Source organism: Sphingomonas sp. BK235, from assembly GCF_004345855.1.
GTDB lineage: Bacteria > Pseudomonadota > Alphaproteobacteria > Sphingomonadales > Sphingomonadaceae > Sphingomonas.
On the sequence record NZ_SLXN01000006.1, the window covers coordinates 113,070 to 138,523 of the forward strand.

The window sequence follows — 25,454 nt, forward strand, 5'->3', positions numbered from 1 at the left end:
GCCGCCGGTCATCCCGCATTGCTAACCCATATTGCCTGAGAATTGGTTAACAAAATGCTTAGAAGTGACTCGGCGGCCTCCGGTTCAGAAGCGCGTCCGCAGCGTCACGCCATAGGTGCGCGGTTCGGCGAGGAAGGAGGAGAACAATTGATTGCCGACTCCGCCGAAACTGCGCACCTGCTCGAGGCTGCCGGCGCCCTGGAACGGCGTGTTGAACGCCACCTGCTGATAATCGGTGTCGAGCAGATTCTGTGCCCATACCTCCACCGCCCAGCGATCCTCGCGCCCGCGCAGGCCAATGCGGGCGTTGACCAAGGTGAAGCCGTCCTGGATCTTCTCCGCGAACAGGTCGGAGCCGGTGTTATAGTCGGATGACGTGCGCTGATCGACGTAGAACAAGGCGCTCATCCCGCTGTCGCCGATCGGCGGCGTCCAGCTCAGCGAGGTGGTGATGACGTTGCGCGGCGCGTTCGAGATCTGCGCGCCCGACAGCAGGAACAACGCCGGGTCGAGCGCCGCGCCGGCGTCCGAGCCGACCAGGTTGCGCCGGTATTTGGTGTCGGCGAGCGTATAGCCCATGTTGAAGGCGAGATGCTCGACCGGGTAGATCCCGGCCTCGAGCTCGACGCCCTGGCTGCGCACGCCGTATTTCACGTCGCCGGTGCAGACGCCGGTCGTCGCGCTGGCGTCGCGGTCGGCACCGTTCAGGCCCTCCGAGCAGGAGCCGATATTCTCGACGACATAATTGGTGCCGTTGAAGGTGTTGAGCTGGAAGTTCTTGAACTCCGAGCGAAACGCCGCGGCGTTGAAGGTGAAGGCGCGGCTCGAATATTTGAAGCCGACCTCGAAGGCATTGACCGTCTCGGGATCGAAGCGCAGCCGGCCCGCGTCGATATTGGCGATCGTCGCTGGATTATAGGCGTCGCCCAGGTCGGAGCGGTCGAGGTTGTAGCCGCCCGCCTTGTAGCCGCGCGAGTAGCTGGCATAGGTCATCAGCCGGTCGCTCGGCTTCCAGCTCAGCACCGCGGTGCCGGTGAACTGGCTCTCGCTGAAGTCGTCCGCGATCTGGCGGCCGTTGAGCGCGGCCGAGCTGTTGCCGGTGCAGGCGAGCGTGGCGATGCCGCGGGTGAGCGCGGCGAGCTGCGCGTTGTTGAAGAGGTTGCCCGCGGGGCCGGCGCCGAGCAGCGTCTGGATCTGCGGGCAGACGGTGTTGTTGTTGCCGAAGCTGGCGTCGAACTTCTTGCGCTCGTGCGTCCAGCGCAGGCCGCCGGTGAGCGAGAGCGTGTCGGTCATTTTGAAGATGTTGTGCGTGAACAGCGCGAAGCTCTGGCTGTCCTGGTCGTAGACGTCGCGCGTGGTGCCGAGGTCGTTGAGCGTCGACAGCAGCCGGATGTTGGCGAGCAGCAGCGGCGTCGCCGCGCCGAACGCGGGGGTCGTCCCCGGGAGCTGGCCCGAGAGGATCGCGGTGCCGGCGGAACTGAGGCAGCCGGGATTGGCGGGGTTGCGCAGCGCGGCATTGGGGTTGATCGTCGCGACGATGCGGCACGCGGCGAAGGCGCCATAGTCGCGGCCGAACTTGAGGTTGTCGACGACCTGCAGGTCTTCCTTGCTGTAGAAGCCGCCGATCAGCCAGTTGAGCCGGTCGCCGAAGGCCTCGCCGTTGAGCCGCAGCTCCTGGGTGAAGGTGTGGAACTGGCGGTAATTGTTGCCGTCGTCGGGGCGATAGCCGATGTCGAGCACGTTATAGTCGATGTCGCTCGCGCCGTCCGACTTATACTCGCGGTACGCGGTGATCGAGGTGAGCGAGGCGCCGCCCAGGTTCCAGTCGATCTGGCCCGACCCGCCATAATCCTTGGTCACGTTCGAATAGGCGCGGCCCGGCGTATTGGCGATGCGGCGGCTGTACGGGTCGTTGCCGCTCGGGAAGACCGTGCCCGCGGGATAGCCGCGCAACGCGGCGAGCGAGGTCATCACGCTGACGATGCGGTTGCCCGCGGGGTTGATCGCGTAATCGCCCGCGACGCCGGGGGTGGGATCGATCTTCTCGCGCGTGTCGACATAGACCGCGCCGCAGCATTTCTCGTCGCGGCGGGTATAGTCGCCGATCAGCCGCAGCGAGAAGTTGGACGAGGGCTCGAGCAGCAATTGCCCGCGCACGAAATAGCGGTCGCGATTGTTATAATCGGTGTCGTTGGCGACGTCCTGGTAGAAGCCGTCGCGCTTCTGCCACACGCCGTCGACGCGAAAGGCGAGCACGTCCTTGATGATCGGGCCGGTCAGCGCGCCAGCGGCGCGCCAGAAGTCGTAATTGCCGTAGGTGCCCTCGGCATAGCCGCCGAAGTCGAACGACGGCGCCTTGGTGTAGATGTTGATCGCGCCCGCCGAGGAGTTGCGCCCCGACAGCGTGCCCTGCGGCCCGCGCAGCACCTCGATCCGGTCGACCTCGCCGAGGTCGTTGAGCCCCGAGCCGGTGCGGCTGCGATAGACGCCGTCGATGAACACCGCGACTGAGCTCTCCAGCCCGGGATTGTCGCCGACCGTGCCGACGCCGCGGACGCGCGCCGAGGCATTGGCCTCCGATCCGGTCGAGGAGACGTTGAGCGAGGGGGCGAGCTGCGCCATCTGGCGGATATCGGTCGCGCCCGAATTCTGCAGCGCCTGCTGGCTCACCGCGGTGATCGAGATCGGCACATCCGCCAGCCGCTCCGAGCGGCGCGTGGCGGTGACGACGATGTCGTTGGCGTTCAGCTCGCGCGTGTCGCCGGCCTGGTCCGCGGTGGTGTCGCTCTGGTTATCGACCGCGGCGTTGCTGGTCACCGGGCTGGCCTGCTGCTGCGCCAGCGCGGGCGCGGCGACGGTCATCGCCGCCGACGACAGGAGGAAAATGCTCAGTCGCATGTGGCGTCCCTCTCCCAAGGTCCTGTTATCCCGACCTCCTTTTCGAAGGTTCGGTATTGGAGAGAGCTTAGCGCACGCTAAGGGCGCGTCTAGCGTTTTCCGACGCGACGCGGCGATTTTCAATGTCGGGTGTGGAGCGCGTGCAACGCTGTGCGCGCACGTTGCGGCGTGATCCGCGCCTGACGCTACGGCAGGCGGGCGGGCCGCGGCGCGTGGCCGCGGCCCGATCGGCTCACTTGGGCGCGAGCACCATCAGCATCTGACGGCCTTCCATGCGCGGATAGGCCTCGACCTTGGCGACCTCGGCGACCTGTTCGGCGACGCGCTGGAGCACGTTCATGCCGAGCTGGCCGTGACTCAGCTCGCGGCCGCGGAAGCGCATCGTCACCTTGACCTTGTCGCCCTCCTCGATGAACTCGACCACCTTCTTCATCTTGGTGTCGTAATCGTGGTCGTCGATGTTCGGACGCATCTTGATCTCCTTGATCTCCTGCGTCTTCTGCGACTTGCGTGCGAGGTTCGCCTTTTTCTGCGCCTCGTACTTGAACTTGCCGACATCGAGGAACTTGGCCACGGGCGGGTCGGCGTTGGGCGACACCTCGACCAGGTCGAGCCCGACCTCGCGCGCCTGCTCCATCGCCTCGCGCGTGTACATCACGCCCAGGTTCTCACCCTCGTGGTCGATCACGCGGACCTTGGGGCTCTGGATCCACTCGTTGAAGCGGGGCCCGTTCATCGGCGGCGCCTGCATCGGCCGGCGCATCATGGGGGGACGTATAGGTAAATCTCCGTTGGCTGTGCTGTCGGCCAATATAAGGGAGATCGCGCGCTTTTAGAAGGGGCGGCGCGTCATCGCGGCGCCGGCCGTCGCGCGGGGGCGTCGAGCAGGCTGCGCGTCGCGCGATCGCGGTTGTCGATCTCGGCGCGTTCCGAGTCGGACAGGCCGCCGTCGCGGGCGTAGCGCGCGGCGATGGCGGCGTTCACGTCCACCTCGGCCTCGGCGCGGCGGGCATCGCGGCGGGAGAGGCGACCGGCGCGGCGCTCACGCGCGATGCTGTCGCGCGTGGTGGGAAAATCGGTGGCGATGCCCGAGTCGGCGCGTGGCGTGGGCGCGATCGGTCCGGGGCGCTGCGCGGCCGCAGGAGCGGCGAGGAGGGCCAGGAGGAGCAGGGTCGGGCGCATCGAGGTTTCTCTCATCTTCGCAACGCCTCTACTTTACCGCCCCGGCGAACGCCGGGGCCCAGTTGGGAAAGCCGTCGTGGCTGGCCCGCTACGTCCCCCACCTGGACCCCGGCGTTCGCCGGGGTGGCAGTCGAGGGGCGGCCGGGGCGCCACCCCGTCAATCACCAGCGCCGCGCGGGCGGGCCGTCGATCTCCTCCAGGCAGACGCTCACCTCGGGGAGCAGCAGCGCCGTCACGCACTCATGTGCCTCATATTCCTCGACATCGCTGTACGCGCCCTGAACCGGCGCGCGATGCACGCGGATCGTCTTGCGGATCGCGTCCACCACCCAGTAATCGCGCACGCCGAAGGTGGCGTAGCGCGGCGCCTTGACGCGCAGGTCATAGCCGATAGAGGACACCGCCACCTCGATGACGAGCAGCAGGTCCGGCCCGCGCACCTCCTGCGACGGGATGACTCGTGGCCACACGGCGAGGTCAGGCTCGTGCAGGTCGGACGGGCCGAAGGCGATGTCTGCCGCTACGAATACGCCGAGCGCGCGCGGGAGGCTGAGGTTGAGCAGATGGCTGAGGCGCTGCTTGACCCGCTCGTGGTCGCTCGACTTCGCCGCGCCCATCGGCACGATCTCTCCGTCGATCAGCTCGAAATGCTCGTTCTCGGCCAGCAGCCCCGCCTCGGTGAGCGCGTAGATGTCCGCGACGGTGAGCCGGGGCGGGATCGTGCCGGCCTTGATCTCCTGCCAGATCGTCACCTTCGCCTCCTTGCGTCAGGTACGTGCGCCCGCTCGCTGCTCGCCACGGCGCAATGCCACGGCATCCCCGCCCCTTCGACGCCGCTTGCGGCGTCGCTCAGGACAGGCCTGAGCCGGGATCCATGCGGCCGCGAGAGCAGCGGCCGCAGTGTACGCGGCACCCTGGATGCCGGGTCAAGCCCGGCATGACGAGACAGCGGACAGAAAGCCTGGAAGCTGCCGCCCGGGCTAGGCAAGAGGTGGTGCACCGTAGAAGGGGCCTCCCGCGTGCGCGCCCGCCCGCCTCAGCGCAGGTCGGGCGGGGTCGCCTCCCCGCGCAGCATCGCCACCGCCGCGTCGAGCGTCAGCGCCTCCTGCGCCTGGCTGCCGAGCCGGCGCAGCGCGACCTTGCGCTCCTCCGCCTCGCGCTTGCCGACCACCAGCAGCACCGGCACCTTCGCGACCGAATGCTCGCGCACCTTGTAGTTGATCTTCTCGTTGCGCGTGTCCGTCTCTACCCGGATCCCGGCCGCGCGCAGCGCCGCCGCGACCTCGGCGGCATAATCGTCCGCGTCGGAGACGATCGTCGCCACCACCGCCTGCACCGGCGCGAGCCACAAGGGGAAGCGCCCGGCGTGATGCTCGATCAGGATGCCGATGAAGCGCTCGAACGTGCCGAGGATGGCGCGGTGGAGCATCACCGGGCGGTGGCGCTGGCCGTCCTCGCCGACATAGCTGGCGTCGAGCCGCTCGGGCAGCACGCGGTCCGACTGGATCGTGCCGACCTGCCACGTCCGCCCGATCGCGTCGGTGAGGTGGAATTCCAGCTTGGGCGCGTAGAAGGCGCCCTCGCCGGGCAGCTCCTCGAACTTCGCCTTGATCGCGTCCGACAGGCCCGAGGCATGCACCGCGTCGCGCAGCTCCTGCTCGGACTTGTCCCACATCGCGTCGTCGCCGAAGCGCTTGTCGGGGCGCAGCGCCAGCTTCACCGCATAATCCTCGAAGCCGAGGTCGCGGTAGACGCTGTCGAGCAGCTCGCAGAACTTACGCACCTCCTCGACCAACTGGTCCTCGCGCACGAAGATATGCGCGTCGTCCTGGGTGAACTGGCGGACGCGCATGATGCCGTGCAGCGCGCCGTGCGGCTCGTTGCGATGACAGCAGCCGAACTCGGCCATGCGGATCGGCAGGTCGCGGTAGCTCTTGATGCCCTGCTTGAAGATCAGCACGTGCGCGGGGCAGTTCATCGGCTTGAGCGCCATCAGGTCGCCCTCGCCCGACAGCACCGGCCCCTCTTCCTCGACGTTGGGGATCTCGTCGGGGACGACGAACATGTTCTCGCGATACTTGCCCCAGTGGCCGGACTGTTCCCACTGGCGCGCGTCCATCAGTTGCGGCGTCTTCACCTCGGCGTAGTCGGCGGCGTCGAGGCGGCGGCGCATATAGGCCTCGAGCTGGCGCCACAGCACGAAGCCCCTGGGGTGCCAGAACACCGAGCCCTGCGCCTCGGCCTGGAGGTGGAACAGGTCCATGTCCTGGCCGATGCGGCGATGGTCGCGCTTGGCCGCTTCCTCCAGCATGTGGAGGTGCGCGTCGAGCTGCTTCTTGTTGAGCCAGCCGGTGCCGTAGATGCGGCTGAGCATCGCGTTCTTCTGGTCGCCGCGCCAATAGGCGCCCGACACGCGCGTCAGCTTGAACCCCTGCGGGTCGAGCCGCCCCGTCGTCGGCATGTGCGGGCCGCGGCACATGTCGAGCCACTCGCCCTGGCGATAGATCGTCAGCTCCTCGTGGTCGGGCAGCTCGGCGGCCCATTCCGCCTTGAAGGTCTCGCCCTGCCGCTGCCACGTCTCGATCAGCTGCTCGCGCGTCCACACCTCGCGCGTGAACGGCTCGTTCCGCGCGATGATGCGGCGCATCTCCTCCTCGATCGCGGGCAGGTCCTCGTCGGTGAAGGGCCGCTCCTTCGGCGCGAAGTCGTAGTAGAAGCCGTCGTCGGTGGCGGGGCCGAAGGTGATCTGCGTGCCCGGGAAGAGATGCTGCACCGCCTCGGCGAGCACGTGCGCGAGATCGTGCCGCGCCAGCTCGAGCGCCTCGGCCTCGTCGCGCTGCGTCACCAGCGCCAGCGTCGAGTCCTGCGTCAGCGGGCGCGAGAGGTCGCGCAGCTCGCCGTCGACGCGCGCCGCGATCGCGGCCTTGGCCAGCCCGGGCCCGATCGCGGCGGCGATCGCCGCGGGCGTGGTGCCCGGCTCCACCTCGCGGACCGAACCGTCGGGCAGCGTGATCGAGAGCATGTCCATGGAGAATCTTCCTGCGAGAACCGTGGGGCACGCCCTAAGGCGCGCGTGGAGCGACGAAAAGAGGGAGCCTGCCCGGCGTGGCGCGGGCGGCGGGGCGCGTCAGCGGGTGACGCGCGCGCCGGCCGCGGGCCGCGCCGGGATGCTAGTAGTGAGCGGGGCCGTGCGCATGGTGACGCCGATATAGCCGCGCGAGGGCCGCGGCGCCAGCATGGGCTTATCGGGGGCGGGCGGGTGCGGAGGTAAGAGGCGGCTTTCCCTTCCCCCAACGTCATCCCGGCCTCGCGCCGGGATCCATCCTTCCGCGAGAACAACCCCCGACGGCTCTCGCGGCAGCATGGATCCCGGGTCGAGCCCGGGATGACGGATGGGGCGAGCCGCTTCCGCGACGATGAACCTTTTGGGTCCGGACCAGCGCATCCCTATATCCAGCGCATGCCCGTCGACGTCTCGGCCAACCCGCATTTCTACCTGCTGCTCGGCGCGCTGCTGGTGGCGGCGATCGTGGCGCGGCGCGTGCCGCTGCTGCGCACCTTGGTGAGCCTGGCGGTGTGGGGCGGGCTGGCGGTGCTTCTCTACACGTTGCTGGTGGAGCGCGAGCGCTTCGATCCCTGGCTCGGCCGCGTTGCCGCCGCGCTCGACGTCGAGAGCCAGCAGGTCTCGGGCAGCGAGACACGGGTCAAGATGAGCCCCGACGGCCATTTCTACGTGCGCGCGCGGCTCGGCCCGCCGGGGGCGGCGGTGGAGCGGCGGCTGCTGGTCGACAGCGGCGCGACGATCACGGCGCTGTCGCCCGCCACCGCGGCGGCGGCTGGGGTGGAGGTGCGGCCGGCGACCTTCCCGCTGCTGCTCAAGACCGCCAACGGCACGATCCGCGCCGACACGGGGGCGCTGGCCGAGCTGCGCTTCGGCAACGTGGTGGCGCGCGACCTCGCGGTGGTGGTGTCGCCCGCCTTCGGCGACGTCGACGTGGTGGGGATGAACTTCCTGTCGCGGCTGAGCGCGTGGCGGGTCGAGGGGCGCACGCTGATCCTCACGCCGCACCACCCGCAGGAGGCGTGAGGGGGAGGCGGGGAGGGGTGACCGTGCTGGCTGCTAGGACGCTCCCACTCGCCCGATCCCCCATCGTCACCCCGGCGGACGCCGGGGTCCAGTTGAGGGACGTTTGTAAGTCCCACAACGGCCTACCCAACCAGGCCCCGGCTTCCGCCGGGGCGACAGTGTAGGGGCAACCGCCCTCGACACACCCACCGCGCAGGCTCGCGCCACTCCCTTCCTCACCTGACCCACCACGGCGATCGCACGCCATCGGCGATTGCCTTGTTGGTAAATGTTGCTCAGATGTTCTCGCCGCGTCAGCAGAACGGGGCGACACGATGAACATGGAGCGGGCATGGATACCGGCGGGGGTGAGCCCCGCCGAACGATGACGCTTACTCTCGATCTGGATGCGAACAGATTAAAATTGGCGGTCAAGGCCTTCCGCGGTGGTGATTATACGTCCTCGGCAAGAAGGAAGCAGCTAGATCATCAGGAGGCCTGCTAAATGAATAAAAATTATGATGGCGATCTGGGCTGCAGAAGCTCAATCACAAGCCAAAAACCGTACATCCCGTCGGCGCTGAGCGAGATTGAAGATCATCTCGGATCGATGATGCTTAAATCTCCTCATTTTGAAGATAGAACAGAACTTTTCCCGGGTATGAGCTCGGATTCGAGCTTCTTCACGTTGAATAGCGGCTTAGAGCGAATGCGCGAGAAGCTCGGCGAGGATGTCTACGCCAGGGCGATCGAGTTGTCAGGGCGCGCGAAGGCGCTGTTCCTCCAGTCACCAGATATCGCCAGCGAGAAGACGAGGGAGGGCAATCGGCTGCTCGATGAGATCGATCAGCTAATCAACGCGGTGCGACGCCACCGCTACGAGAGCGGCCTGAAGGACGATGAGGGCGAGGTGACCGGCGACTGATAGTCGGACGGCAGCTAGCCGGTGAGACTGCAAGCTGAGCGGCAACGTCCGACCGGCAGGTTGAAAATCTTGCATCAAAAGGTTTTGTCTTTGTAATCGCGATTCCCAGCTGAACTCCGGAGGAGTTGTGCATGTCATAGCGGAGTCAGTGAAGTGAGCGACAACGAGGAAGAGGAATATTTTTACCGCAGTTCCATCATTATACCAGGTCCATACATACCCAAAACGTTGGGAGAGATTTACGATAAACTTGGGGGAATGGTACTGCATGTTCCAAGAAAGTTCAAAAAGAAAACCGGCTACTTTCCGGAAACATTCCTCGAGGCGGACTTCTATGAGTTGAACAATGGCCTGGAGCTCGTGCGAGAGAAGCTCGGCGAGGATGATTACGCCAAGGCGATCGATATGTCCGCGCGCGCCAAGGCGCTGTTCGAAGCCGATCCCGACATGACGACGGGGCAAGCCGAAGACGGCATCGTGCTGCTCGACGAGATCAGCGACCTGATCAGGAACGCTCGGCGCCGACGGGTCAGGGCGCGGCTGAAGGACGAGCTGGGCGAGATCAGCGGCGACTGACGCCCGGCGGAGCGGTCACACCACCCCGAACGGGACCACGCGGTTGCTCTGGGTGTGGCCGATCTCCGCCCGCCCGAGATAGGGTACGCCCAGCTCGCCGCACCAGCGCCGCATCATCACCTCCAGCGTCTCGCCCCAGGCCGGGTCGTTCTCCTGTACCGCGGTCACCGCGCCCAGCCGCACGCCCGCCAGGCTGCGCAACTGGGTGGCGTTGCCGAGCGTGAACAGCATCCGGTCGATCGCGTACATCGCCTCCGACACCTCCTCGACGATCAGGACATGGTCCGCGAGATCCGGCAGATAGGGCGTCCCCACCAAAGCGGTGAGGATCGACAGGTTGAACGCCGCCGCGGGGCGGCCGTCGAGCCCCGGCTCGAGCCCGGCACGGTCGCGCCGCGCGAACCAGCCCAGCGCGCGCGCGACGGTCGCGTCGCCGCCGGTGCGACGGATGTCGCTCGCCATCGGCCCATGGACCGGATGACCGATCCGCCGCGCGTACAGCGCGCCCAGCAGAAAGCCGACGTCGGAATAGCCGAGATAGGTCTTGCGCCGCGCCGCCTCGCCCAGCCGTGGCATGATCGTGGCGAGCAGCCGGTTGGAGCCATAGCCGCCGCGCAGGAACCAGATCGCGTCGAACGCCGGATCGTTGGCATAATCGAGGAACGCCGCCGCGCGCACCGCGTCCGAGCCGGCGAAATGCCCCTCGTGCGCGTAGCATTGCGGGTGGAAGACGAGGTCGATCTCGGGGAAGGCGATCGCGGCGAAGGCCGAGACGGGCGCGATCACGTCCGGGTTGGCGACGCTGCTCGCCGCCAGCACTCCGATCCGCATCGCGCACACTCCCGCTTGCCACCCGCCCAGCGAAGGCGGATAGCCCGGCGCCATGCATGACGGCAACGTGGCGGACCAGCGTTTCTTTCTGGTGGGTATCGGCGGATCGGGGATGATGCCGCTGGCGATGATCCTGCGCGGTCGCGGCGCGATCGTCGCGGGCAGCGACCGCGGACTCGACCAGGGGCGGGTTCCCGCCAAGTTCGACGCGCTGCGCACGCTCGGCATCGACCTGTTCGCGCAGGATGGCAGCGGCATCACCGCGCCGGACCAGATCGTGGTCGCCTCTGCCGCGGTGGAGGAGACGGTCGCGGACATGGTCGCGGCGGCGCGGCTCGGCTGCCAGCGGCTGTCGCGCGCCGAGCTCAACGCGCGGCTGTTCAACGCCAGCGCGCTGCCGATCGGCGTCGCGGGGACGAGCGGCAAGTCGACCGTCACCGGCATGATCGCCGCGATCCTCGGCGCCGCCGGGCGCGACCCGACCGTGATGAACGGCGCGGTGATGAAGCATGTCGCGGGCAGCGACCGCCCCTTCGCCAGCGCTTTGGTGGGGCAGGGCGAGGAATATGTCAGCGAGGTCGACGAGAGCGACGGATCGATCGCGCTCTACGCGCCGCGCGTGGCGGTGCTCAACAACGTCAGCCTCGATCACAAGTCGCTCGACGAGCTCAACCTGCTGTTCGGCGACTTCCTCGCCAAGGCGCATCATGCGGTGGTCAACGCCGACAATGCCGACGCCGCGACGCTGGCGATGCGGCTCCCCGCCTCACGCGTGACGCGCTTCTCTCTGCGCGACGCGGGCGCCGGGCTGTTCGCCGACGCGATCGAGGAGGCGCCCTTCGCGGTGCGCTTCGCGCTCCATCATCGCGGCGAGACGCGTGCGGTGGCGCTGCAGGTGCCGGGGCGGCACAATGTCGCCAATGCGCTGGCGGGGATCGCTGCCGCGCTGGCGGCGGGGGTGCCGCTCGATGCGGCGGTGGCGGGGGTGGCGCGCTTCGAGGGGCTGCGCCGCCGCTTCGATCGCGTCGGGGCGGCCGCGGGCGTCACGGTGATCGACGACTTCGGTCACAATCCCGATAAGATCGCGGCGACGCTCGACACGTTGCACGCCTTTCCCGGCCGATTGATCCTGCTGTTCCAGCCGCACGGTTATGGTCCGCTCAAGGTGATGCGCGCCGAGCTGGCGGCGATGTTCGCTTCCAAGCTGGCACCCGACGACCTGCTGGTCCTGCCCGACCCGGTCTATCAGGGTGGCACGGTGACGCGCGAGGTGACCAGCGCCGATGTGGTCCGCGACGTCGCCGTCGCGGGACGCCAGGCGCTCCACCTGCCCGAGCGCGCCGCCGCGGCGGCGCATTGCGTCGCGGTGGCGCGCGCGGGCGACCGGATCGTGGTGATGGGCGCGCGCGACGACACCTTGTCGCTGCTCGCCGCCGAGATGGTGGAGATGCTCGCGCGGCGGGGCTAGCGCGCGCCGGCACGTGGCGCGGCCGGCGCCCCGCGGCGTAGCACCCGCCGAGCTAAACGTCCGGCAGCCTTCGCAAAACTCCGCGCCCTCGCTACATCGCGCGGCATGAGCATCGTCACCAGCAAGCCCGCGCGCCCGCGCCTCGCCTATCATCACAGCGCCGGCGCGGCGCCGACCGTCGTCTTCCTGCCGGGTTATGCCTCCGACATGACCGGCACCAAGGCGCTCGCGCTCGAAGCCTGGGCCAAGGCACGCGGGCAGGGCTTCCTCCGCTTCGATTACGGCGGGTGCGGCGCGTCGGAAGGCGCGTTCGAGGATCAGTCGCTGACCGACTGGCGCGACGACGCGCTGGCGATGATCGACCATGTCGATGGCCCGGTCGTGCTGGTCGGCTCGTCGATGGGGGGCTGGGTGATGCTGCTCGCCGCGCTGGCGCGCCCGGCGCGCGTCGCCGCGCTGGTGGGGATCGCCGCCGCCCCCGATTTCACCGACTGGGGCTTCTCGCAGGAGGAGAAGATGTACCTGCTCGAGCACGGCCGGCTCGAGCGCGCCAACCCTTACGGCCCAGCGCCGACCGTCTACACCCGGCGGTTCTGGCAGTCGGGCGAGGCCAACCGGCTGATGTCGGGCGCGATCGCCTTCGACGGGCCGGTGCGGCTGCTCCACGGCCAGGCCGATCCCGATGTGCCATGGCATCGCAGCGCGCGGCTGGCCGAGCTGATCGGTTCGCCGCACGTTCAGACCTGGCTGGTCAAGGACGGCGATCACCGCCTGTCGCGCGAGGACGATCTCGCGCTGCTGATCCGCGCGGTGGAGGATGTGGTGCCATGACCCTGCTCGCCGCCGCGCTGCTCGCCGCCGCCCAGCTCACCGCCGGCCCCGCCGCGCCGCCGGCCGCGCCGGTGACCGACCCGGCGGCGGGCTGCATCGCCGAGACGCGGAGCGATCCCGCCGCGGCGGAGGCGCGTGCGCGGCGCGGCGGCGCGGGTCTGCGCGCCTGCCTCGCGCTGGCGCTGGTGGCGCAGGACCGGTTCGCCGAGGCGGCGACCGCCTTCACCGAGGCGGCGCACGGGGCCGAGCTGGCGCACGATCGTCGCGCCGCCGATTATTGGGCGCAGGCGGGCAATGCGTGGCTGGCGGCGGGCGAGCCGCGTCAGGCCCGCGGCGCGCTCGACGCGGCGTTGGCGGCGGGGACCCTGGTGGACCTCCAGCGCGGCGAGGCGCATCTGGATCGCGCCCGCGCCGCGGTGGCGCTGGGGGATGAGGCGGCGGCGCGCACCGATCTCGATCAGGCGCTCAGCAACGCGGCGGACGATCCGCTGGCATGGCTGCTCTCGGCGACGCTGGCGCGGCGCGGCGACGACCTCGCGCGCGCGCGCACCGACATCGCGCAGGCGCTGCGCCGCGCTCCCGACGACGCATCGGTCCAGCTCGAGGCGGGGAATATCGCCGCGGCAGCGGGCGACGCCGATCGCGCCAAGGCCGCGTGGCAGGAGGCGGCGCGGCTCGCACCCGATTCACCCGCGGGCCGTTCGGCGGCGCAGGCGCTGACGCAGTTCGGCGCGAACTGACCGCGCGCGGCGCGGCGGTCAGCGCAGCTGCTCGACCACCCCGTCGATCACGAACTGTACCGCCAGCGCCGCCAGCAGCACGCCGAGCAGCCGCGTGATCACCGCCTCGATCTTGGCGCCAAGGATGCGCATGATCGGCCCCGCCGCCAGCAGCGAGCCCAGCATCAGCAGCAGGTTGGCGCCCAGCGCCGCCATCACCACCGCCGAGCGCTCGAAGCCGTTGCTGCGCGCCATCAGCAGCATCACCGTCGCGATCGAGCCCGGCCCGGCGATCATCGGCATCGCCATCGGGAAGATCGAGACGTCGTCGGCCTCCTCCGCGGTGACCTTGGCGGCGCGGTCCTCGCGGCGCTGGGTGCGCTTCTCGAACACCATCTCGAGCGCGATCAGGAACAGCATCAGCCCGCCCGCGATGCGGAACGAGGCGAGCTCGATCCCGAGCGCGTGGAGCAGCGGCTCGCCCGCCAGCGCGAACAGCAGCAGGATCGCCGCCGCCACCACCACCGCGCGGATCGCCATGGCGCGGCGATGCGCCGGGGTGGCGCCCGCGGTCAGCCCGGCGAAGATCGGCGCGCAGCCGGGCGGGTCGATGATGACGAACAAGGTGATGAAGGATGAGACGAACAGCTCGACCATCTCAGAGCGACGCGTCCACCGCCAGCCCGGCGCGACGCGACGCCGCCACCAATGTGTTGCGCAGCAGCACCGCGATCGTCATCGGCCCGACCCCGCCCGGCACCGGGGTGATCGCCCCCGCCACCTCCGCGACGCGCGGGTCGACGTCGCCCACGAGTCCGCCCTCGACGCGGTTGATGCCGACGTCGATCACGGTCGCGCCCGGCTTGATCCACTCCGGCTGGACGAAGCCGGGGATGCCGACCGCGGCGACGACGATGTCGGCCATTCGCACATGCGCCATCACGTCGCGCGTGCGGCTGTGTACCGTCGTCACCGTGCAGCTCTCCTGCAGCAGCAGCGCCGCCATCGGCTTGCCGACGATGTTCGAGCGGCCGATCACCACCGCCTCCAGCCCGGCGAGATGCGGGTGGACGTCGCGCAGCAGCATCAGGCAGCCGAGCGGCGTGCACGGCACCAGCGCGTCGAGGCCGGTGGCGAGCCGCCCGGCGTTGAGCGGGTGGAAGCCGTCGACGTCCTTGTCGGGATCGACCCGCGCGATCACCGCGCGCTCGTCGATGTGGCGCGGCAGCGGCAGTTGGACGAGGATGCCGTCCACCGCCGGGTCGGCGTTGAGCCGGTCGACGAGCGCGACCAAAGTCTCCTGCGTCGTGTCGGCGGGGAGGCGGTGCTCGAAGCTCGCCATGCCCGCCGCCAGCGTCGCCTTGCCCTTGGAGCGGACATAGACCGAGGAGGCCGGATCCTCGCCGACCAGCACCACCGCCAGCCCGGGCTGGCGCCCGGCGGCCGAGGTGAAGGCGGCGGCAGCGGTGGCGACACGGTCGCGCAGCGCGGCGGCGAAGGCTTTTCCGTCGATGAGGCGGGCGGTCATGACTCGGCCGCATAGAACGAAGCGGCGCGCTGTGCCAGCGTCGCGGGATCGCCTTTGATCGTCAGCCGCTTGAGCCGCGCGGTCTGGCCCGCGACCAGCGCCACGTCGCGCTTCGCCACGCCGAAGTGGCGCGCCACCAGCGCGACCAAAGCATGGTTGGCGGCACCGTCGACCGGGGCGGCGGCGAGCCGCGCGGCGAGGTGCTCGTCCGTCCCCGCCGTCAGTGAGTCGCGCCCGCCGCGCGGCGTCACGCGCACCGCGAGCGCGATTCCCTCCGCGGTCGCGCGCCAGGCGCTCAGACGGCGCCGCCCACCAGCACGCTCGCGGCGATGTTGTTGAGGATGATGTTGAGGATCACCAGCCCGAGCAGCACCACCATCGGCGCGAAGTCGATCCCGCCGGTGGCGGGCAGCAGGCGGCGGATCGGGCGGTAGAGCGGCTCGGTCAGCCGGTCGAGCCCGTCGTGCAGCCCGCGGATGAACGGGCTGGAGGTGTTGATGATGTTGAACACGATCAGCAGCGACAGGATGAACTGGATGATGATGATCCAGCGCACGAACGAGATCAGCACCTGCAGGATCTGGATGATGGTGAGCGTCAGCACGCGCGGCGTCTCCGTGATGGTGTATCGGTCATATAGGGCACTGGCGCGGCCGGTGCCAGCGGGTGTGGGTTGAGGTTGGCGGGCGGGTGGAGCGAGCACCGTTTGCCCCCATCCGGCGTCATCCTGAACTCGTTTCAGGATCCACCGTGCCGCGCACCCAGGTCCGTCGGCGCTCGCGGGTCAGTGGATCCTGAAACAAGTTCAGGATGACGCCAGCGAGAGAGGGCGGCGCCAGCGAGAGAGGGCGGCGCCAGCGAAGGAGCGTGCGCCCGCCCACCCCCTCACCGCCGGATCAGCGTGCCCGCGCCGCGCCGCGTGAAGATCTCGAGCAGCATCGCGTGCGGCACGCGCCCGTCCAGCACCACCGCGGCGTCGACCCCGGCCTCGACCGCGGCGACGCAGGTCTCCAGCTTGGGGATCATCCCGCCCCTGATCGTCCCCTCCTCGCGCAGCCGCTTGATCGCCGCCGGGTCGAGGTCGGTGAGCAGCTCGCCGTCGCGGTCGAGCACGCCCGCCACGTCGGTCAGCAGGAAGAAGCGCGCCGCGCCCAGCGCCGCGGCGATCGCGCCCGCCATCGTGTCGGCGTTGATATTGTAGGTGTGGCCGTCCGCGCCGATGCCGATCGGCGCGATCACCGGGATGATGCCGTCGCGGCTGAGCGAGTCGATGATGCGGCGGTCGACCGCGACCGGCTCGCCGACGAAGCCGAGGTCGACCTTGCGCTCGATCCCCTGCAGCGGGTCGGGGTCGCGGCCACCGACCTTCTCGGCCTGGACCAGCCCGGCGTCCTTGCCCGAGATGCCGACCGCGCGGCCGCCGGCACGGCCGATCCAGCTGACGATCTCCTTGTTGATCGATCCGGCCAGGACCATCTCGGCGATCTGGGCGGTCTCCGCGTCGGTGACGCGCAAGCCGTCGACGAACCGCGACTCGACCCCCAGCCGCTTGAGCATGCTGCCGATCTGCGGCCCGCCGCCGTGCACCACCACCGGGTTGATGCCGACCGCCTTGAGCAGCACCACGTCCTCGGCGAAATCGGCCTGCGCCTCGGGCTCGCCCATCGCGTGGCCGCCGTATTTCACCACGAAGGTCTTGCCCGCGTAGCGCTGGAGATAGGGCAGCGCCTCGACCAGCGTCTCGGCCTTGAGCGAGGGGGGCACGGCAGCGATCGGGGCGGCGGCGGGGGTCGGATCGGTCATCCGCGGCGCCATAGCGGCGCGGGCGCGGGGGCGAAAGGTCAGCCGTCGAGCCGGCGGCCCAGCGCGACCATCAGGTAGATCAGCGGCGGCACCAGCACGATCGACAGCACTACCTTGGCCAGCATCTGCCCCGCCATCAGCCAGCCCACCGCGGAGAGGCCGAAGGCGATCGAGATGAACAGCACCGAGTCGACGATCTGGCTGAGCGCGCTGGCGGTGGCGGCGCGGAACCACAGCAGCCGCCCGCCCTCGCGCCCCTTGAGCCAGGAGAAGATCGTGACGTTGAGCGTCTGCGACACGCCATAGGCGACGATCCCGCCCGCCCAGATCCACGGCGTCGCGCCCATCATCTGCTCGAACGCGGCGAGATGCGCGCGATCCATCTCGGGCGCGGGCGGAAGCTCGAGCACCACCAGCGTCAGCACCATCGAGACGAGCAGCGGCACGAAGCCCAGCAGCACGAGCCTGCCGGCGACCTTCTGCCCGTGCAGCTCGGCCACCGCGCTGGAGGTGACGACCAGCAGCAGGAAGGCGAAGATCCCCGCCTCCACCGCGAGCGGCGGCAGCCCGACCAGCGGCCCCAGCGCCGAGATCGGCCCGAGCGACACCTGCTTGTTGCCGAGCACCCCGGCGATGCAGACCATCCCGCCGTAGAAGATCGACAGGGCGAACAGCGAGCGCGGGATCGGGGCGTGGGGAGCGGAGGCCATCGCGAGCGTCGTAGCGGGCGCGGGGGGTGGGGGGAAGGTGTCGCGGGGACAAGCTAATCCTCCTCTCACCGGCTTTCCCTGCCTCACTCTTCCGTCATCCCGGGCTCTTCCGTCATCCCGGACTCGGTCCGGGATCCACCGTGCCGCATATTCGTGCAGCGTTGCTGTCGCGGAACGGTGGGTAAAGGTGGCTTGCCTCTTCGGCCGCCTGATCGGCCGCTGCTCTTCGCGGGTGATACGCTGTGATGAGGGAGTCCTCTTTCTCTTGCCTCACCGTCATCCCGGCCTCGCGCCGGGATCCATTTTTCCGCGTAAGCAACGTTGGCGGCTCTCGCGGCACCATGGATCCCGGGCCGAGCCCGGGATGACGGGGGCGAGTGGCTTCCGCGACAATGAAACTTCTGGGTCCGGACCAGTGGATCTCGTAACACGTCCGGGATGACGGAGGGAGGAGGGCCTTCCCCAGTCTCTCGTCGAGGAACGCCGACAGCGGAGGCTTGCCCCCAACCCGTTGCGAATCCGGCACACCCTTTCCCGACTCGCGCGAACATGGCTGGCGGCGCACGGCCACGGCTGTATGATCCGCCCCCGCGTGCGCGCCCCCGCCGCGCGCCCTCCACGCGGCTCACATCAAAGAAGACGAATGCAGAGAATCCTGATCGGTCTCGCGGGCATCGCGGTGATCCTGCTGCTCGCGGTGCTGCTCTCCGCCGACCGCCGCGCGATCCGCCCGCGCGTCGTCGGCAGCGCCTTCGCGCTCCAGGCGCTGATCGCGGTGATCGTGCTCTACTGGACGCCCGGCCGCGCCGCGCTCGCCGGCGCCTCGGCCGGCGTCGCCGCGCTGCTGGGCTATTCGCAGCGCGGCACCGAGTTCCTGTTCGGCAATCTCGCCAGCCCCGCCGTCGGCGGGCAGAGCTTCGCCATCGCCGCGCTGCCGGTGATCATCTTCTTCGCCAGCCTGGTGTCGATCCTCTATTATCTCGGCGTGATGCAGCTGGTGGTGCGCTGGCTCGGCGGCGCGATCGAGAAATTGATCGGCACCAGCAAGGTGGAGAGCCTGTGCGCCGCCGCCAACATCTTCGTCGGCCAGAGCGAGTCGCCGCTGGTGATCCGCCCGTATCTCGCCGGGCTCACCCCGCCGCAGGTCTTCACGGTGATGACCAGCGGCATGGCGGGCGTGGCGGGGACGATCCTGGCGGCCTATGCCTCGATGGGGATCAGCATCGACTATCTGCTCGCCGCCAGCTTCATGGCGGCGCCGGGCGGGATCCTGATGGCCAAGATCATCATGCCCGACCGGCGCGTCACGCCCGACGGCGAGCTCGCGTTGGGCGACGTGCCGGGCGCGCCGCGCGACGTCGCGCTGGCGGACCATCGCCGCACCGCCGCGGGGATCGGCCCGGCGGCGCTGCCGAGCGAGGCGGCGCACCCGGTCGCGGGCGAGCCGCTCCCCGACGCGACTCACGACGAGGAGAAGCCCGCCAACCTCATCATGGCGGCGGCGCAGGGGGCGCAGACCGGCGTCAAGCTGGCGGTGGCGGTGGGCGCGATGGTGCTCGCCTTCGTCGCGCTGGTGGCGCTCGCCAACGGGCTGCTCGGCGGCGTCGGCGGCTGGTTCGGCCACCCCGAGCTGAGCTTCCAGGGGCTGCTCGGCTATGTCTTCCAGCCGGTGATGTTCCTGCTCAACGTACCGTGGCGCGAGGCCGGCATCGCGGGCGGACTGTTCGGCGAGAAGATCGTGCTCAACGAGTTCGTCGCCTATATCGATCTCGGCAAGCAGGCGGCGCAGCTCAGCCCGCGCACCATCGCGATCGTCACCTTCGCGCTGTGCGGCTTCGCCAATTTTTCCTCGATCGCGATCCAGATGGCGGTGACGGGCAGCCTCGCGCCCAACCAGCGCCCGACCATCGCGCGGCTCGGCCTGCGCGCGCTGGCGGCGGGGAGCCTGGCGAACCTGATGAGCGCCGCGCTGGCGGGGCTGCTGATCGGCTGAGGGCCGCCAAGACGCTGGGCCGGGTGACGCTTCCGGGTCAGCGCGCCCGCCACCCTGCCGCGGTTCCCGATCTCGCCTTCCTATAACGGAGGTCGAGAAAGGGGTCGCACCATGACGTGGCAACGCATGCCGATGGAGACGTGGCAGAACAAGGTGGCGGCGCTGGCCGAGGCGCTGCCCGACCGCGCGCTCGCCGATCTGCTCGCGCAGGTCGAGCTGGTCTCGCACGCGCTCGAAGCCGATGATGTCAGCGCCGGGCGCCATCGCGGCGACGTCGCGATCCCCGGCGATTACGCGCCCGCCACGCTGCTGACGCTGATCGAGGGCGATCTGATCGTCGGCGGCCATGTCTCGACGCAGGAGCTGGACGGCAATGACGGTCGCGCCGCCTTGGTGGTGTTCGGCAACCTGCGCTGTGCCAGCCTGCTCAACGATTGGGGCAGCCGCGTCATCGTCACCGGCAACGTGCTGATCGACTCGTGGCTCTACACCGCGCGCGAGGATGCGCTGGTGGTGATCGGCGGCGATCTGCGCGTGCCGATCTACGTCGGTGGCGAGATCGCGACCGAGGTGGGCGGGTCGAGCATCGTCGAGCATGCGCATGGCGCGATCCGGCGCGTCGCCGGCGCGGGGCGTGCGGGCGAGGCGGCGAACGACGACTGGGACTCGCTCGCCGGGCTGCTCGAACTCGATCCGGCGCGGCTGACCGACGGCGACGACCTCGTGCCCTTGCTGGAGGACCGGCTGTATCGCACCGGTTCGATCCTGCCGTGAACGCTCTATCGCCGCGGGCCGCGGCGATCACTCGCCGATCACGTGCAGCGCCACGCGGCGGCGATGCGGCGCGGCGCGGTGCTCGGCGAGGTAGATGCCCTGCCACGTCCCCAGCACCATCTGGCCGTCCGCCACGGGAATCGACAGCGACACGCCGGTGAGCACGCTGCGCAGGTGCGCGGGCATGTCGTCGGGCCCCTCGTCGTCATGCTCATAGTCGCGTGATTCGGGCGCCACCCGCGCCAGCCAGCGCTCGAGGTCGCGGCGCACGGCGGGCGCGGCATTCTCGTTGATCAGCAGCGAGGCCGAGGTGTGGCGGCAGAAGACGGTGAGCAGCCCGGTCGCGATCGCTTCGCCGTCGAGCCACGCCGCCACCTCGCGCGTGATCTCGACCAGCCCGGCGCCGCGCGTCGCCACCGCGATCTCGCCGACCGCCTGGCGCATCAGAACAGCCGCCCGCCGTCGGGCACGCGCTCGCTCGGCGTCACCAGCACCACCTTGCCCGCGGCGTCGGGGAAGCCGAGCGTCAGCACCTCGGAGACGAACTTGCCGATCTGCCGCGGCGGGAAGTTGACCACCGCGGCGACCTGGCGCCCGACCAACTCCTCCACCGCATAATGTTCGGTGATCTGCGCCGAGGAACGCTTGCGCCCGATCACGGTGCCGAAATCGATCAGCAGCTTGTAGGCGGGCTTGCGCGCCTCGGGATAGGGTTCGGCCGAGACGATCGTGCCGACGCGCACGTCCACCTTGAGGAAGTCGTCGAACGCGATCTCGGGCGCGGCGACGGCGGCGGGGTCGTGCGTGACGTGCATCAGAAGTCCGGATTCTCGTAATAGCTCGGCGGCTCGATCCCGGTGATGCGCTCGGCCAGCAGCGGGCGGAAGCTGCGCCGGCTCTTGAACGCCGAATACCATGCCTTGGTGTGCGCGTGGCCGGTCCAGTCGATGCCGCCGAGATAGTCGGCGACCGAGATCTGCGCCGCGGCGGCGAGGTCGGCGAGGCTGATCGTCGCGCCGGCGATCCATTTGCGATGGTCGAGCAGGAAATCGATATAGTCGAGGTGGCCGAGCGAGGATTTCATCGCCTCGCGCAGCCGCGACGCGTCGGGCGTGGTGCGGTGGACGACGCGCTTGATCATCCGCTCGTCGAGCAGCGGCTGGGTCACGTCGCGGTAGAAATGCGTGTCGAACCAGGCGACCAGCCGGCGGATCTCGGCGCGGTTGGCGGCGGTGCCGTTGATCATCGCGACGCGCTCGACGGTCTCCTCGAAATACTCGCAGATCGCCATCGAGTCGACGAGCACGACGCCGCGTTCGTTATCAGTCATCACCGGGGTCTGGCCGGCGGGGTTCATGTCGATGAAGGCGTCGCGCCGCTCCCACGGGTTCTCGCGCATCAGCTGATAGCCGACGTCCTTCTCGTTGAGGAGCGTGCGGACCTTGCGCGTGAACGGGCACAGAGGGAACTGATAGAGCTGCCACATGCCCGCCCGCTTAGGCCGAAAGCGCGGCGCGGGGGAAGCGGCTTCATGAGCGGCGGACGCACCAGTGTGTCGGGGTGGCGCGAAGGCGGGGGAAGGGCGCGCGGGCTGGCGCTGACGTGACGTAGGTGGCGAGCGGTACATGACGCACGACTGCCCCAACAGACAGGCGTCATCCTGAGCTTGTCTCAGGATCCACCGGCCGGCAGGCGCCTCCCGCCTCTGGATGCGCGGCACCGTTGGTCCGGACCGAAAAGGTTCATTGTCGCGAATGCAGCTTACCCCGTCATCCCTGCCTCGCGCCGGGATCCATGGTGCCGCGAGAGCAACGCGATCGGCTCTCGCGGCAACCATGGATCCCGGGTCAAGGCTCTCCTGAGCTTGTCGAAGGGCCCGGGATGACGGGTGGAGCTAGCCGCGTTCGCGACAATGAAGCTTTTGGGTTCGGACCCGTAGATCCTGCATCGAGTTCGGGATGACGCCAGGGCGGTCAGGAGAAGGCGCACCCGCCCCGCCGGGTCACGCCACGGGGTGACCCTCGCGCCGCGGCGTGGCAGCGGCGGCTCCGATGTCCTCGCCTGAGCCCCAGCGCGCGCCGCCACCCGCGGTCGCCGCCATCGTCACGCTGGTCGCGCTGGCGGTCGGGCTGACGCTGCCCGACCTCGACCTGCGACTGTGGCTCGGTCACCGGAGCGCGCTCACCCACAGCATCCTGCCCGCGCTGCTGCTGCTCGCCGCGCGGCAGCGCGCCGCCGCCTGCGGCATCGCGGCGGGGACCGGCGTGCATCTCGCCGCCGACTGCTTCCCGCGGCATATGATCGGCTATGCCACGGTGAAGCTGCCGCTGGCGGGCGCGATGTCGCCGCTACATTCCTATGCCTGGCTCGCGCTCAACGCGGTGGCGGCGCTGCTGCTGGCGGCGGCATTGGCGCGGCGCCTCCACGCCCCGGTGGTGCGCGCGGCCGTGGCGGTGGCCGCGCTCGCCGCGGCGCTGCGCTATCTGTGGCACGATCCGGGAGGATGGCCGGTGCTCGCGCTGGTGGCGCTCGGGGTCGGGGCGTGGTGGCGCCTCCGCGCCGCCGCGTGAGGCGAGGGGCGCCGCCCGGCCCCCGCCGCCGGTCAGTGCGGCAGCGGCGCGCAGCGCTCGGCCAGCCACGCGGCGGTGTCGCGGTCGAGCAGCGGCGTCAGCGCCGCCGCGACGCGCGCGTGATAGCCGTCGAGCCACGCCCGTTCGGTCTCGTCCAGCAGCGCAGGGTCGATCAGGTCGCGGTCGATCGGCGCCAGTGTCAGCGTCTCGAACCCCAGCATCGGCGCGTCGCCGCCGGCCACCGCGCGTTCCACCACCAGCAGCAGGTTCTCGATGCGGATGCCGTAGGCGCCCGCCTTGTAATAGCCCGGCTCGTTCGAGAGGATCATCCCCGGCAGCAGCGGCTCGCCCGCGCCACCGCCCGGGTAGCTCGGCTTGGCGATCCGCGCCGGCCCCTCGTGGACCGACAGGTAACTGCCCACGCCGTGCCCGGTGCCGTGCGCGTAATCGAGCCCCGCGTCCCACAGCGGGCGGCGCGCGAGCGAGTCGAGCTGGCCGCCGTTGGTGCCCGGCGGGAAGGTGGCGGTGGCGAGCGCGATATGCCCCTTGAGCACGCGGGTGAAGCGGTCGCGCATCTCGTCGCTCGGCGCGCCGATCGGCACGACGCGCGTCACGTCGGTGGTGCCATCCTCATATTGGCCGCCCGAATCGACCAGGTACAGCTCGCCCGGCGCGATCGGCAGGCTCGATTCGGGGGTGACGCGATAATGCGGGATCGCGCCGTGCGGTCCGGTGGCGGAGATCGTGTCGAACGACAGGTCGCGCAGCACGCCGGTCTCGGCGCGGAAGGCGTGGAGCCGCTCCGCCGCGCTGATCTCGGTCTCGCCCCCCGCCGGCCCCGCCGCGGCGATCCAGCGCAGGAAGCGCGTCAGCGCCGCCCCGTCGCGCAGCGAGGCGGCGCGGTGGCCGGCGATCTCGGCGGCATTCTTGGTCGCGCGCGGCACCACGGTGGGATCGCGCAGCGCGAGGACGACACCGCCGGCCTGCTCCACCCGGTCGGCGATCGCCGCGACGGCGAGCGCGGGGTCGATCGCGACGCGCTTCCCCGCGAGCGCGTCCAGCCCCGCGACGAAGGCGGCGCGATCGCGCACGCGCACCGCATTGCCGAGATGCTCCGCGACCGCGGGAGTGACCTTCTCCGGCGCGACGAACAGCTCGGCGGTGCCGTCGCGGTGGACGATCGCATAGGCCAGCGCGACCGGGGTGCGCGCCACGTCGGCGCCGCGCAGGTTGAGCAGCCAGGCGATCGAATCGAGCGCGGTGATCACGGTCGCGTCGGCGCCGACCGCGCCGAGCCAGTCCGCGACGTCGGCGCGCTTGGCGGCGGCGCCGCGCCCGGCGAGGCGGTCTGGCTGGACCTGCATCGCCGCGGCCGAGGCGGCGGGGCGATCGTGCCAGATCGCGTCGATCGGGTTGGTCGCGACCGGCTCGAGCGTCGCCTCGACGGTGGCGAGCGCGGCGCGCGCTTCCTCCACCCAGGTGCGGGGGTGGAGCCAGGCGTCATAGCCGATCCGCGCGCCGCGCGGAGCGTGCGCGGCGAGCCAGGCGCTGACGCTCGTCTCGGGCACGCCGACATAGTCCCAGTCGGTGCCCGACACCTGCTCGCGCACCTGGATCGTGTAGCGCCCGTCGGTGAAGATCGCGGCACGGTCGGCGAGCACGACGGCGGTGCCGGCCGAGCCCTCGAACCCGGTCAGCCACGCCAGCCGCTGCGCGTAATCGCCGACATATTCGCTCATATGCTCGTCGGTCAGCGGCACGACGACGCCGTCGAGGCGCGCGCGCGCGAGATGGTCGCGGAGCGCGCGGAGGCGCGCGGGATGGTCGGGCATGATGTGGTCCGTGGCGGGAAGCGAAGCCGCGACAGGTGCCACAGCCGCCGCGCGCCGACCAGTCTTGAAGCGTCGGAGTCGCGCTGTCATCATGTCGTCACGCCATTGCGCGACAGCGCCGGCGCGAGAAGCGGAAAGGGGGACGTCCAAGCGTGTTCCATCCCGACCTGATCCGGCATCCGGACAGCTGCCCGACGTTGGTGCTGAACGCCGATTACACGCCGCTGTCTTATTATCCCCTCAGCATCTGGCCGTGGCAGACCGCGGTGAAGGCGGTGTTCCTCGAGCGCGTCGACATCGTCGCGCATTACGAGCGCGAGGTGCGCAGCCCCAATCACGTGATGCGCCTGCCCTCGGTAATCGCGCTCAAGCAGTTCGTGAAACCCTCGCAATTCCCGGCGTTCACGCGCTTCAACCTGTTCCTGCGTGACACCTTCGCCTGTCAATATTGCGGCAGCAACGCGCGCGAGCTGACCTTCGATCACGTCGTCCCGCGCGCGCAGGGCGGGCGCACGACCTGGGAGAATGTCGTCACCGCCTGCGCGCCGTGCAACCTGAAGAAGGGCGGCCGCACGCCGCGCCAGGCGCATATGCCGCTCGCGATCGAACCGATCCGTCCGACCAGTTGGCAGCTGCAGGAGCATGGCCGTCGCTTCCCGCCGAATTATCTGCATGAAAGCTGGCACGACTGGCTCTACTGGGACGTCGAGCTCGAGGCGTGACGCGTCGCGGGTGACATAGACGGGAG

Annotated in this window: 26 protein-coding genes; 10 read left to right on the top strand and 16 right to left on the bottom strand. The window is 69.8% G+C overall.

Going from position 1 to position 25,454, the window contains the following annotated elements; all coding sequences use genetic code 11:
• Nucleotides 1–84: 84 nt before the first annotated feature.
• From EV292_RS15620 to thrS, 5 genes are all read right to left on the bottom strand, one after another.
• A complete protein-coding gene (locus EV292_RS15620; protein WP_132910174.1) occupies nucleotides 85–2,898 on the bottom strand; it encodes a TonB-dependent receptor in 2,814 nt (937 codons plus the stop codon).
• Between the two features lie 232 nt (nucleotides 2,899–3,130).
• Entirely contained in the window at nucleotides 3,131–3,664 is a 534-nt protein-coding gene (gene infC, locus EV292_RS15625) for a translation initiation factor IF-3 (RefSeq protein WP_132910175.1), read from the bottom strand.
• Between the two features lie 83 nt (nucleotides 3,665–3,747).
• Complete coding sequence (locus tag EV292_RS15630; RefSeq protein ID WP_165927145.1) at nucleotides 3,748–4,080, bottom strand: hypothetical protein; 333 nt, start codon at nucleotides 4,078–4,080, stop codon at nucleotides 3,748–3,750.
• 161 nt (nucleotides 4,081–4,241) lie between these two features.
• Nucleotides 4,242–4,832, bottom strand: coding sequence for a Uma2 family endonuclease (locus EV292_RS15635; protein WP_132910177.1), 591 nt, complete (start codon nucleotides 4,830–4,832; stop codon nucleotides 4,242–4,244).
• Between the two features lie 284 nt (nucleotides 4,833–5,116).
• Complete coding sequence (gene thrS / locus EV292_RS15640) at nucleotides 5,117–7,102, bottom strand: threonine--tRNA ligase (protein WP_132910382.1); 1,986 nt, start codon at nucleotides 7,100–7,102, stop codon at nucleotides 5,117–5,119.
• Nucleotides 7,103–7,540: 438 nt separating this feature from the next.
• Between thrS and EV292_RS15645 the strand changes: the two genes are divergently transcribed.
• The 3 genes from EV292_RS15645 (at nucleotide 7,541) to EV292_RS15655 (ending at nucleotide 9,647) form a co-directional block, all read left to right on the top strand.
• Nucleotides 7,541–8,167 carry a TIGR02281 family clan AA aspartic protease gene (locus EV292_RS15645; RefSeq protein ID WP_132910178.1) on the top strand — a complete coding sequence of 209 codons (627 nt, stop codon included), beginning with the start codon at nucleotides 7,541–7,543 and terminating at the stop codon, nucleotides 8,165–8,167.
• 484 nt (nucleotides 8,168–8,651) lie between these two features.
• Entirely contained in the window at nucleotides 8,652–9,071 is a 420-nt protein-coding gene (locus EV292_RS15650; RefSeq protein ID WP_132910179.1) for a hypothetical protein, read from the top strand.
• Nucleotides 9,072–9,224: 153 nt separating this feature from the next.
• Nucleotides 9,225–9,647, top strand: coding sequence for a hypothetical protein (locus EV292_RS15655; RefSeq protein WP_243693805.1), 423 nt, complete (start codon nucleotides 9,225–9,227; stop codon nucleotides 9,645–9,647).
• 15 nt (nucleotides 9,648–9,662) lie between these two features.
• Here EV292_RS15655 and EV292_RS15660 read toward each other — a convergent pair whose 3' ends face one another.
• Nucleotides 9,663–10,478, bottom strand: coding sequence for an LD-carboxypeptidase (locus EV292_RS15660; RefSeq protein ID WP_132910180.1), 816 nt, complete (start codon nucleotides 10,476–10,478; stop codon nucleotides 9,663–9,665).
• Between the two features lie 52 nt (nucleotides 10,479–10,530).
• Here EV292_RS15660 and EV292_RS15665 point away from each other — a divergent pair, with 52 nt between their 5' ends.
• The 3 genes from EV292_RS15665 to EV292_RS15675 all read left to right on the top strand — a co-directional run bounded on the left by EV292_RS15665 (nucleotide 10,531) and on the right by EV292_RS15675 (nucleotide 13,517).
• Nucleotides 10,531–11,946 carry a Mur ligase family protein gene (locus EV292_RS15665; protein WP_132910181.1) on the top strand — a complete coding sequence of 472 codons (1,416 nt, stop codon included), beginning with the start codon at nucleotides 10,531–10,533 and terminating at the stop codon, nucleotides 11,944–11,946.
• A 105-nt stretch (nucleotides 11,947–12,051) separates the two neighbouring features.
• Nucleotides 12,052–12,777, top strand: coding sequence for an alpha/beta hydrolase (locus EV292_RS15670; protein ID WP_132910182.1), 726 nt, complete (start codon nucleotides 12,052–12,054; stop codon nucleotides 12,775–12,777).
• Entirely contained in the window at nucleotides 12,774–13,517 is a 744-nt protein-coding gene (locus EV292_RS15675; protein WP_132910183.1) for a tetratricopeptide repeat protein, read from the top strand. Before EV292_RS15670 ends, EV292_RS15675 begins: the two co-directional genes overlap by 4 nt.
• An 18-nt stretch (nucleotides 13,518–13,535) precedes the next feature.
• Here the strand turns inward: EV292_RS15675 and EV292_RS15680 are convergent, their stop codons facing one another.
• The 6 genes from EV292_RS15680 to EV292_RS15705 all read right to left on the bottom strand — a co-directional run bounded on the left by EV292_RS15680 (nucleotide 13,536) and on the right by EV292_RS15705 (nucleotide 17,537).
• On the bottom strand, nucleotides 13,536–14,153 hold the full coding sequence (locus EV292_RS15680; protein ID WP_132910184.1) for a MarC family protein: 618 nt from the start codon (nucleotides 14,151–14,153) through the stop codon (nucleotides 13,536–13,538).
• Nucleotide 14,154: 1 nt separating this feature from the next.
• The gene (folD, locus tag EV292_RS15685) at nucleotides 14,155–15,024 is read right to left on the bottom strand and encodes a bifunctional methylenetetrahydrofolate dehydrogenase/methenyltetrahydrofolate cyclohydrolase FolD (RefSeq protein WP_132910185.1); all 870 of its coding nucleotides are present in this window, start codon (nucleotides 15,022–15,024) and stop codon (nucleotides 14,155–14,157) included.
• On the bottom strand, nucleotides 15,021–15,323 hold the full coding sequence (locus EV292_RS15690) for a DUF167 family protein (RefSeq protein ID WP_347812602.1): 303 nt from the start codon (nucleotides 15,321–15,323) through the stop codon (nucleotides 15,021–15,023). The genes folD and EV292_RS15690 overlap by 4 nt, the downstream gene beginning before the upstream one ends.
• Complete coding sequence (locus tag EV292_RS15695; protein ID WP_132910187.1) at nucleotides 15,320–15,628, bottom strand: YggT family protein; 309 nt, start codon at nucleotides 15,626–15,628, stop codon at nucleotides 15,320–15,322. The genes EV292_RS15690 and EV292_RS15695 overlap by 4 nt, the downstream gene beginning before the upstream one ends.
• 281 nt (nucleotides 15,629–15,909) lie before the next feature.
• Complete coding sequence (argB, locus tag EV292_RS15700) at nucleotides 15,910–16,827, bottom strand: acetylglutamate kinase (RefSeq protein ID WP_132910188.1); 918 nt, start codon at nucleotides 16,825–16,827, stop codon at nucleotides 15,910–15,912.
• Between the two features lie 38 nt (nucleotides 16,828–16,865).
• Nucleotides 16,866–17,537: a queuosine precursor transporter gene (locus tag EV292_RS15705; protein WP_132910189.1), complete on the bottom strand. Its 672-nt coding sequence runs from the start codon at nucleotides 17,535–17,537 to the stop codon at nucleotides 16,866–16,868.
• A 643-nt stretch (nucleotides 17,538–18,180) separates the two neighbouring features.
• Between EV292_RS15705 and EV292_RS15710 the strand changes: the two genes are divergently transcribed.
• Both EV292_RS15710 and EV292_RS15715 read left to right on the top strand, forming a co-directional pair.
• Complete coding sequence (locus EV292_RS15710; RefSeq protein ID WP_132910190.1) at nucleotides 18,181–19,530, top strand: NupC/NupG family nucleoside CNT transporter; 1,350 nt, start codon at nucleotides 18,181–18,183, stop codon at nucleotides 19,528–19,530.
• Nucleotides 19,531–19,641: 111 nt separating this feature from the next.
• Complete coding sequence (locus tag EV292_RS15715) at nucleotides 19,642–20,304, top strand: hypothetical protein (protein ID WP_132910191.1); 663 nt, start codon at nucleotides 19,642–19,644, stop codon at nucleotides 20,302–20,304.
• Between the two features lie 27 nt (nucleotides 20,305–20,331).
• Here EV292_RS15715 and EV292_RS15720 read toward each other — a convergent pair whose 3' ends face one another.
• The 3 genes from EV292_RS15720 to EV292_RS15730 are packed head-to-tail and all read right to left on the bottom strand — an operon-like array spanning nucleotide 20,332 to nucleotide 21,790.
• Entirely contained in the window at nucleotides 20,332–20,748 is a 417-nt protein-coding gene (locus tag EV292_RS15720; RefSeq protein ID WP_132910192.1) for a secondary thiamine-phosphate synthase enzyme YjbQ, read from the bottom strand.
• A complete protein-coding gene (locus EV292_RS15725) occupies nucleotides 20,748–21,119 on the bottom strand; it encodes a tRNA-binding protein (RefSeq protein ID WP_132910193.1) in 372 nt (123 codons plus the stop codon). Before EV292_RS15725 ends, EV292_RS15720 begins: the two co-directional genes overlap by 1 nt.
• Entirely contained in the window at nucleotides 21,119–21,790 is a 672-nt protein-coding gene (locus EV292_RS15730) for a glutathione S-transferase family protein (RefSeq protein WP_132910194.1), read from the bottom strand. Before EV292_RS15730 ends, EV292_RS15725 begins: the two co-directional genes overlap by 1 nt.
• A 565-nt stretch (nucleotides 21,791–22,355) precedes the next feature.
• Between EV292_RS15730 and EV292_RS15735 the strand changes: the two genes are divergently transcribed.
• A complete protein-coding gene (locus tag EV292_RS15735) occupies nucleotides 22,356–22,874 on the top strand; it encodes a hypothetical protein (protein ID WP_132910195.1) in 519 nt (172 codons plus the stop codon).
• Nucleotides 22,875–22,906: 32 nt separating this feature from the next.
• Here EV292_RS15735 and EV292_RS15740 read toward each other — a convergent pair whose 3' ends face one another.
• Nucleotides 22,907–24,706, bottom strand: coding sequence for an aminopeptidase P family protein (locus EV292_RS15740; RefSeq protein WP_132910196.1), 1,800 nt, complete (start codon nucleotides 24,704–24,706; stop codon nucleotides 22,907–22,909).
• Between the two features lie 152 nt (nucleotides 24,707–24,858).
• Here EV292_RS15740 and EV292_RS15745 point away from each other — a divergent pair, with 152 nt between their 5' ends.
• On the top strand, nucleotides 24,859–25,428 hold the full coding sequence (locus EV292_RS15745; protein ID WP_132910197.1) for an HNH endonuclease: 570 nt from the start codon (nucleotides 24,859–24,861) through the stop codon (nucleotides 25,426–25,428).
• Nucleotides 25,429–25,454: the final 26 nt, after the last annotated feature.

Bases quoted from the DNA above. Each gene is read 5' to 3' on its own strand.
- EV292_RS15735 (WP_132910195.1), top strand. From the start codon at position 22,356: ATGTCCTCGCCTGAGCCCCAGCGCGCGCCGCCACCCGCGGTCGCCGCC.
- EV292_RS15725 (WP_132910193.1), bottom strand. From the start codon at position 21,119: ATGCACGTCACGCACGACCCCGCCGCCGTCGCCGCGCCCGAGATCGCG.
- EV292_RS15680 (WP_132910184.1), bottom strand. From the start codon at position 14,153: ATGGTCGAGCTGTTCGTCTCATCCTTCATCACCTTGTTCGTCATCATC.
- EV292_RS15630 (WP_165927145.1), bottom strand. From the start codon at position 4,080: ATGCGCCCGACCCTGCTCCTCCTGGCCCTCCTCGCCGCTCCTGCGGCC.
- infC (WP_132910175.1), bottom strand. From the start codon at position 3,664: ATGATGCGCCGGCCGATGCAGGCGCCGCCGATGAACGGGCCCCGCTTC.
- thrS (WP_132910382.1), bottom strand. From the start codon at position 7,102: ATGCTCTCGATCACGCTGCCCGACGGTTCGGTCCGCGAGGTGGAGCCG.
- EV292_RS15730 (WP_132910194.1), bottom strand. From the start codon at position 21,790: ATGTGGCAGCTCTATCAGTTCCCTCTGTGCCCGTTCACGCGCAAGGTC.
- EV292_RS15705 (WP_132910189.1), bottom strand. From the start codon at position 17,537: ATGGCCTCCGCTCCCCACGCCCCGATCCCGCGCTCGCTGTTCGCCCTG.
- EV292_RS15715 (WP_132910191.1), top strand. From the start codon at position 19,642: ATGACGTGGCAACGCATGCCGATGGAGACGTGGCAGAACAAGGTGGCG.
- EV292_RS15675 (WP_132910183.1), top strand. From the start codon at position 12,774: ATGACCCTGCTCGCCGCCGCGCTGCTCGCCGCCGCCCAGCTCACCGCC.
- folD (WP_132910185.1), bottom strand. From the start codon at position 15,024: ATGACCGCCCGCCTCATCGACGGAAAAGCCTTCGCCGCCGCGCTGCGC.
- argB (WP_132910188.1), bottom strand. From the start codon at position 16,827: ATGACCGATCCGACCCCCGCCGCCGCCCCGATCGCTGCCGTGCCCCCC.
- EV292_RS15710 (WP_132910190.1), top strand. From the start codon at position 18,181: ATGCAGAGAATCCTGATCGGTCTCGCGGGCATCGCGGTGATCCTGCTG.
- EV292_RS15645 (WP_132910178.1), top strand. From the start codon at position 7,541: ATGCCCGTCGACGTCTCGGCCAACCCGCATTTCTACCTGCTGCTCGGC.
- EV292_RS15665 (WP_132910181.1), top strand. From the start codon at position 10,531: ATGCATGACGGCAACGTGGCGGACCAGCGTTTCTTTCTGGTGGGTATC.
- EV292_RS15650 (WP_132910179.1), top strand. From the start codon at position 8,652: ATGAATAAAAATTATGATGGCGATCTGGGCTGCAGAAGCTCAATCACA.
- EV292_RS15740 (WP_132910196.1), bottom strand. From the start codon at position 24,706: ATGCCCGACCATCCCGCGCGCCTCCGCGCGCTCCGCGACCATCTCGCG.
- EV292_RS15720 (WP_132910192.1), bottom strand. From the start codon at position 20,748: ATGCGCCAGGCGGTCGGCGAGATCGCGGTGGCGACGCGCGGCGCCGGG.
- EV292_RS15660 (WP_132910180.1), bottom strand. From the start codon at position 10,478: ATGCGGATCGGAGTGCTGGCGGCGAGCAGCGTCGCCAACCCGGACGTG.
- EV292_RS15620 (WP_132910174.1), bottom strand. From the start codon at position 2,898: ATGCGACTGAGCATTTTCCTCCTGTCGTCGGCGGCGATGACCGTCGCC.
- EV292_RS15670 (WP_132910182.1), top strand. From the start codon at position 12,052: ATGAGCATCGTCACCAGCAAGCCCGCGCGCCCGCGCCTCGCCTATCAT.